Annotated in this window: 6 protein-coding genes and 1 pseudogene; 4 read left to right on the top strand and 3 right to left on the bottom strand. The window is 41.1% G+C overall.

The window, feature by feature from the left end:
• The 3 genes and pseudogenes from B4C48_RS01815 to rimI all read left to right on the top strand — a co-directional run.
• Positions 1-115, top strand: a pseudogene (locus B4C48_RS01815) (elongation factor Tu); the annotation flags it as partial.
• Between the two features lie 380 nt (positions 116-495).
• Positions 496-1,377, top strand: a complete 882-nt coding sequence (locus B4C48_RS01810; RefSeq protein WP_291353673.1) for a metal-dependent hydrolase — start codon at positions 496-498, stop codon at positions 1,375-1,377.
• A 102-nt stretch (positions 1,378-1,479) separates the two neighbouring features.
• Positions 1,480-1,938 carry a ribosomal protein S18-alanine N-acetyltransferase gene (rimI, locus tag B4C48_RS01805; RefSeq protein ID WP_291353671.1) on the top strand — a complete coding sequence of 153 codons (459 nt, stop codon included), beginning with the start codon at positions 1,480-1,482 and terminating at the stop codon, positions 1,936-1,938.
• Positions 1,939-1,965: 27 nt separating this feature from the next.
• On the opposite strand, the gene B4C48_RS01800 is transcribed toward rimI, so the two are convergent.
• From B4C48_RS01800 to trxB, 3 genes are all read right to left on the bottom strand, one after another.
• Positions 1,966-2,781, bottom strand: a complete 816-nt coding sequence (locus tag B4C48_RS01800; protein ID WP_291353669.1) for an arginyltransferase — start codon at positions 2,779-2,781, stop codon at positions 1,966-1,968.
• Between the two features lie 22 nt (positions 2,782-2,803).
• Positions 2,804-3,535 carry a leucyl/phenylalanyl-tRNA--protein transferase gene (gene aat, locus B4C48_RS01795; protein ID WP_291353667.1) on the bottom strand — a complete coding sequence of 244 codons (732 nt, stop codon included), beginning with the start codon at positions 3,533-3,535 and terminating at the stop codon, positions 2,804-2,806.
• Positions 3,536-3,652: 117 nt separating this feature from the next.
• Positions 3,653-4,606 (bottom strand): thioredoxin-disulfide reductase, encoded by a 954-nt coding sequence (gene trxB / locus B4C48_RS01790; RefSeq protein ID WP_291353665.1) that lies wholly within the window; start codon positions 4,604-4,606, stop codon positions 3,653-3,655.
• Between the two features lie 287 nt (positions 4,607-4,893).
• Between trxB and B4C48_RS01785 the strand changes: the two genes are divergently transcribed.
• On the top strand, positions 4,894-5,228 hold a 335-nt coding region (locus tag B4C48_RS01785), incomplete at its 3' end, for a DNA translocase FtsK 4TM domain-containing protein (protein ID WP_291353662.1).

The raw sequence follows: 5,228 nt of genomic DNA, 5'->3' as shown, positions 1-5,228 counted from the left end.
AGAAATGTCAGTAGAATTGATTCACCCAATCGCAATGGACCCAGGTCTACGTTTTGCGATCCGTGAAGGTGGTCGTACAGTTGGTGCTGGTGTTGTTGCTAAAGTAACTGCATAAGTATTGATTGTGTGAAAAAAAAGCGTCCCTTTGGGGCGCTTTTTTTGATGGTCTTTTATTTTATGAATCCGTTTTTTTTATATTTAAAATATAATTTTAGACAGTGTTTTTATTTCTTGCATCGAAATAAAGTAGTGTTGTATTTCCTTACGTCAAAAAAATAATTTCAGATATTGTTCTGTTTGCTTGCTTTGAAAAGCCTTGTTGTTATTTATTTCTCTTGCGTCGGAATAAAGCAGTGCTTTATTCCTCCTCATGTCCTTAACTGATATTTCCCTGACCTTATCTGCACTTATCGCCAATTTTTAAAAACGTAATATAAGAATCAAGTAAAACAAAGTGAATTTAGCAATTTCTTTGCTGAATAGGAGTAGAGCATCATGAATGCAAAGGTCAATATTAGTAATCGTGCTGGTGCAAGTTTTCCAGTTCGCCGGATGAATTTTGATTTCGACAATGTCCCTGAATATTGGATGAATGGTTCAGCAGGCTTGACTCATTTTATGACTGCACTTTCTGCATTATTTCCTGCGGGCGAAAAGTTTTTTATTGATAGTGTGCGTGCAGTGCGTCAGCACCCAGCCATTAAGCACAATGAAGCATTACAGAAAGAAATTTCTGCCTTTATTGGGCAAGAAGCCATGCATACCCACGAGCATGTCGGCTTTAATGCTTCCGCGCAAAAGTATGGGCATGATGTCGATATTTTAGATCATTATACTGATCAAGTGATTCAGACCACACGTAAATTTATGGCCAAATTGGCTAAGCCTATTGGTATCACCCAAGAAATGGTGGATTTAACGGCCACTACAGCCCTGGAGCATTTCACTGCAACAATTGCATCACAGCTCTTAACCAATTCCCACATTCAAGAGCTCATGACCAATGAAACCATGAAAAATATGTGGATGTGGCATGCGATTGAGGAAAATGAGCATAAAGCTGTGGCCTATGATGTCTTTGAAGGCGTTTTCGGAACAGGCTTAAAATCATATGCACTGCGTACCTCTTCACTGGTGATCGCGATGGCGACCTTATTTGTGGTGCAAAGCTATTTCCTTGCGCGTTTATTAAAACAGGATCAGCAACTTAATTTTGAATCATTAAAGTCCATCTATACCTATGCTTATAGTCCTTCTAAAGGCGTGATTATAGGTATGGGTAAAGAAATGCTGATGTACTTTAAACCGAGATTCCATCCGAATGACTTGGATACGCACAGCTTGCTTGAAAAATGGAAAGCCAAATTAGGTCTTTAAGCCCAAAGATTATAGAGCGATCATTATCGCTCTTTTTTTTACTCGATTTTTGTCGCAAAGTTTTTATAATGCGAGGGTTAATTCTATATAAGATGAACGAAGATGATTCGTTTGATGCAAGCTGCAGATGTATCCACGGTAGCTAAAATTGAAAGATTGGTACAAAGCCATCCCTGGACAATTAAACAGTTTGAAGAAGCTGTCAGTAGTTATCAGAGTACGGTTATTGAGCAAGAGGGTCAGGTGGTTGGATTTTGTATTTTACAACCTGTGCTGGATGAAGCGAATTTACTGTTAATGGCAATTGATCCAAGTCAGCAGGGCAAAGGTTTAGGCTTTGAGCTTTTGGATGCATCGGTAGCAATGCTAAAAAATAATCCAGTACAGATTTTTCTTGAGGTTCGCGAATCCAATATTCCAGCCATCAAGCTATATGAAAAATCAGATTTTCATCAAATTGATTTACGTAAAAATTATTATCCAAATCCAGATGGATCAAAAGAGCATGCCATCATTATGGTCAAAGCATGCACCGATGATTTTGCGAGCCTGTTTAAATAAGCTTGGGTTTTAATGGAGGGGGAGACATTATTTGATGATTGGATTGTTCCAGCCAGAGGGTAATGTCGTCATCAGAGAATTGCCCAATTGGTGAATTTCTTCAGGGCTCAACAAGCTGTTTAAGCGTCGCCATTGCCCATCAATTAACAGCTCTAAAGGCACATATTGGGATTTATAGTTCATTTTATCCGAGTGCGGCACCCAATATCCGAGATAGACATACGGTAAACCCAAAGCTTTGGCATGTTCAATTTGCTTAAGAATAGCAAAAACACCCAGTGAACGACGGCTTTCATCAGGATCAAAGAAAGTATAGACCGCAGAAACTCCATCATCTAGCGGATCGCAGCTGGAAACAGCCAGCAGTTTGTCATCTTTCCAGAATTCGAGAAAGAAACTGTCTGTGCAGCTATGCACTAAAAATTTTTCAAATTGGTCCAAACTCGGCGGGAACATATCACCGTCGGCATGACGTTCAAAGATATAGCGCTCATAGAGTTGATAGTGAATGTTGGTTGCATCGGCGGTGCGAGTAATTTTAACCGTTAGATCCTGATTGCGTTTCCATGCCTTTTTTTGTGCATGATTCATTTGAAATTCGGAAACAGGGACACGGCAAGATAAACATTGACGGCAAAGGTGGCATTCAGGACGATAGACAAAATCGCCACTACGACGAAACCCCAGACGTGAAAGTTCAGACAGGCTGACCACATCAATGCGATGGGCAGGATCTAAAAACACCATCCGTGCTGATTTATGTTCCAGATAACTACAGCTATGCGGTGGCGTAATGTAATACTGTAAATCATTGAGCAGGGACTTTGGGTGATACGAGTTCATGGCAAGATCCCTCTTGTATTTTTCATTCAATTAATTTTGCGTTTTGCGCTATTGTTTTACTTGAAAATACACCCTCTTGATATTTTTTCCAATCGATTGCGGGCTGTTTTACAACATCTTGTAACGAATTAAGATATGCCTGGCGAGAAATTGTACAGGCACCCAAGCTTAAAAGATGATCATTGACCAATTGACAGTCAATCCAGGGCAGATTATTTTCCCGGCCAATCAGCATTAAGGTATAAAATGCCATTTTTGAGACATCGGTTTGCGTACTAAACATGGATTCACCAAAACAACCATGTCCAATGGTGACGCCATATAAACCGCCAACCACTCTATTTTCATCCCATACTTCAATACTATAGCCATAGCCAGCTTCAAATAGCTCGCAGTATCCTTCAATAATGTCTTCTGAAATCCAGGTGTCTTCCGCATAACTACGCGGTAAAGAACAAGAACGTATCACCCGTTCAAAAGCTTGATTAACCGTGATTTGATAATCAAACTTTTTCATATTGCGAATTAAGGATTTACTGGGATGATAATCCTGTGGGCGGATAATGCAGCGTGGTTCAGGGCTCCACCAGTAGATCGGGTCACCTTCAGAAAACCAGGGAAATAAACCATGGGTATAGGCTTCAAAAAGTGTAGAAGGGGAGAGGTCAGCACCTATGCAGATCAACCCTTGCCCATCAGGATCAGCTTCGATGGGATCGGGGAAAATGAATTCTGAAGGTGCTAATGGATGCATGGGATTCAGCCTGAACGAGAAGAACAAATAGCGATAAAAGTTTATGATTTTTATCATACAAAAAAAAACCGCCCCAAGAGGACGGTTTTTTTGTTTAGTTGAATGGATTTATTTCAATCATTCACCTAAAGCATCAAGATATTTTTCAGCATCGAGGGCTGCCATACAGCCTGAACCTGCTGAAGTAATCGCTTGACGGTAAACACTGTCAGCAATATCACCAGCAGCAAATACACCTGCAACAGAAGCAGCAGTGGCATTACCTGCAGTACCGCTGTGTACCTGAATATAACCGTCACGCAGATTCAATTGACCTTCAAACATGCTGCTATTCGGTTTATGACCGATTGCAACAAATAGGCCTGTTACATCAACATCTTGTTTTGAGCCATCTTGGGTGGATTTAAGACGAACGGCGGTTACACCGGTATTGTCACCCAACACTTCTTCAACCTGATGGTTCCAGATAATACTGATTTTGCCTTCTTTTTCTTTAGCAAAAAGATGATCTTGCAGAATTTTCTCGGAACGTAAAGAATCGCGGCGGTGAACCAGAGTCACATGTGAAGCAATATTGGATAAGTAAAGTGCTTCTTCTACCGCAGTGTTACCACCACCGACCACCATAACTTTCTGGTTTTTATAGAAGAAACCATCACAGGTTGCACATGCGCTGACGCCTTGGCCCATAAATGCAGCTTCGGATTCAAGACCTAAGTACTGAGCTGTTGCACCGGTTGCAATGATTAAGGCATCACAGGTGAACTCTTCCATATCGCCTTTTAAAACGAATGGACGAACGCTTAAATCAACTTCGTTGATATGGTCATAGACAATTTCGGTGCCAAAACGTTCAGCATGCGCTTGCATACGTTCCATCAGGGCAGGGCCGGTTAGACCTTCCGGATCACCAGGCCAGTTATCAACTTCAGTAGTTGTGGTCAATTGACCACCGAGTTGTAAGCCGGCAATCAGTGTTGGCTTCAAGTTGGCACGTGCAGCATATACAGCTGCGCTATAACCAGCAGGGCCTGAACCTAGAATAATCAAGCGTGAGTGACGAGCGCTCATTCGCAGCATCCTTTTTTTATTTAGAAATTTGTGGAATTATACGTGAAACTCTATAACAGTTGTGTGCGTTCGATGTCGATATTATTGATCATTCAAATCGATTTGAGCTATATACAACAACAGCGCTGTGCTAGATACTCAATCTGGCGGATTTGCTAGCAGCAGCCACTACATAATATTGCATCTTTTTTCTTGGAACAGGTGCATAATACCGAGTTTATTGTGAAACTATTTTGTCTTAGTTTCTTACAAAAAACATGAATGAAAAATTGGTAACAGGACAGTATATGACTGCGGTGTCGAGTGTTTATGCACAGCGCTTAATAAAGACATTATTTTTAGTCTCTTTTGGAATTTATTTATTCCTTGCAACAGTGACCTATACGCCTTTTGATCCGGGCTGGATGCATATTTCCAGTGATACCCAGCAGGTTTCGAATGCCAGCGGGGTGGCCGGTGCGTGGATTGCAGATTTACTGTTCGGTTTTTTAGGCTGGGCGAGTTTACTCATTCCTGTCTTTTTATTCGTTGAGGCGATTCAGGTCTGGTGGCCGTATAGCTTCTTGAATAAACCTTTTCGCTATGCTGCACAGTTTTTTATTTTACTCGCGACAGCAAGTTT

It is taken from the genome of Acinetobacter sp. UBA3106 (genome assembly GCA_002365595.1).
Lineage (GTDB): Bacteria > Pseudomonadota > Gammaproteobacteria > Pseudomonadales > Moraxellaceae > Acinetobacter.
Note: the sequence above shows the minus strand (reverse complement) of the source record. Positions and strands in the feature narration are given on the sequence as shown.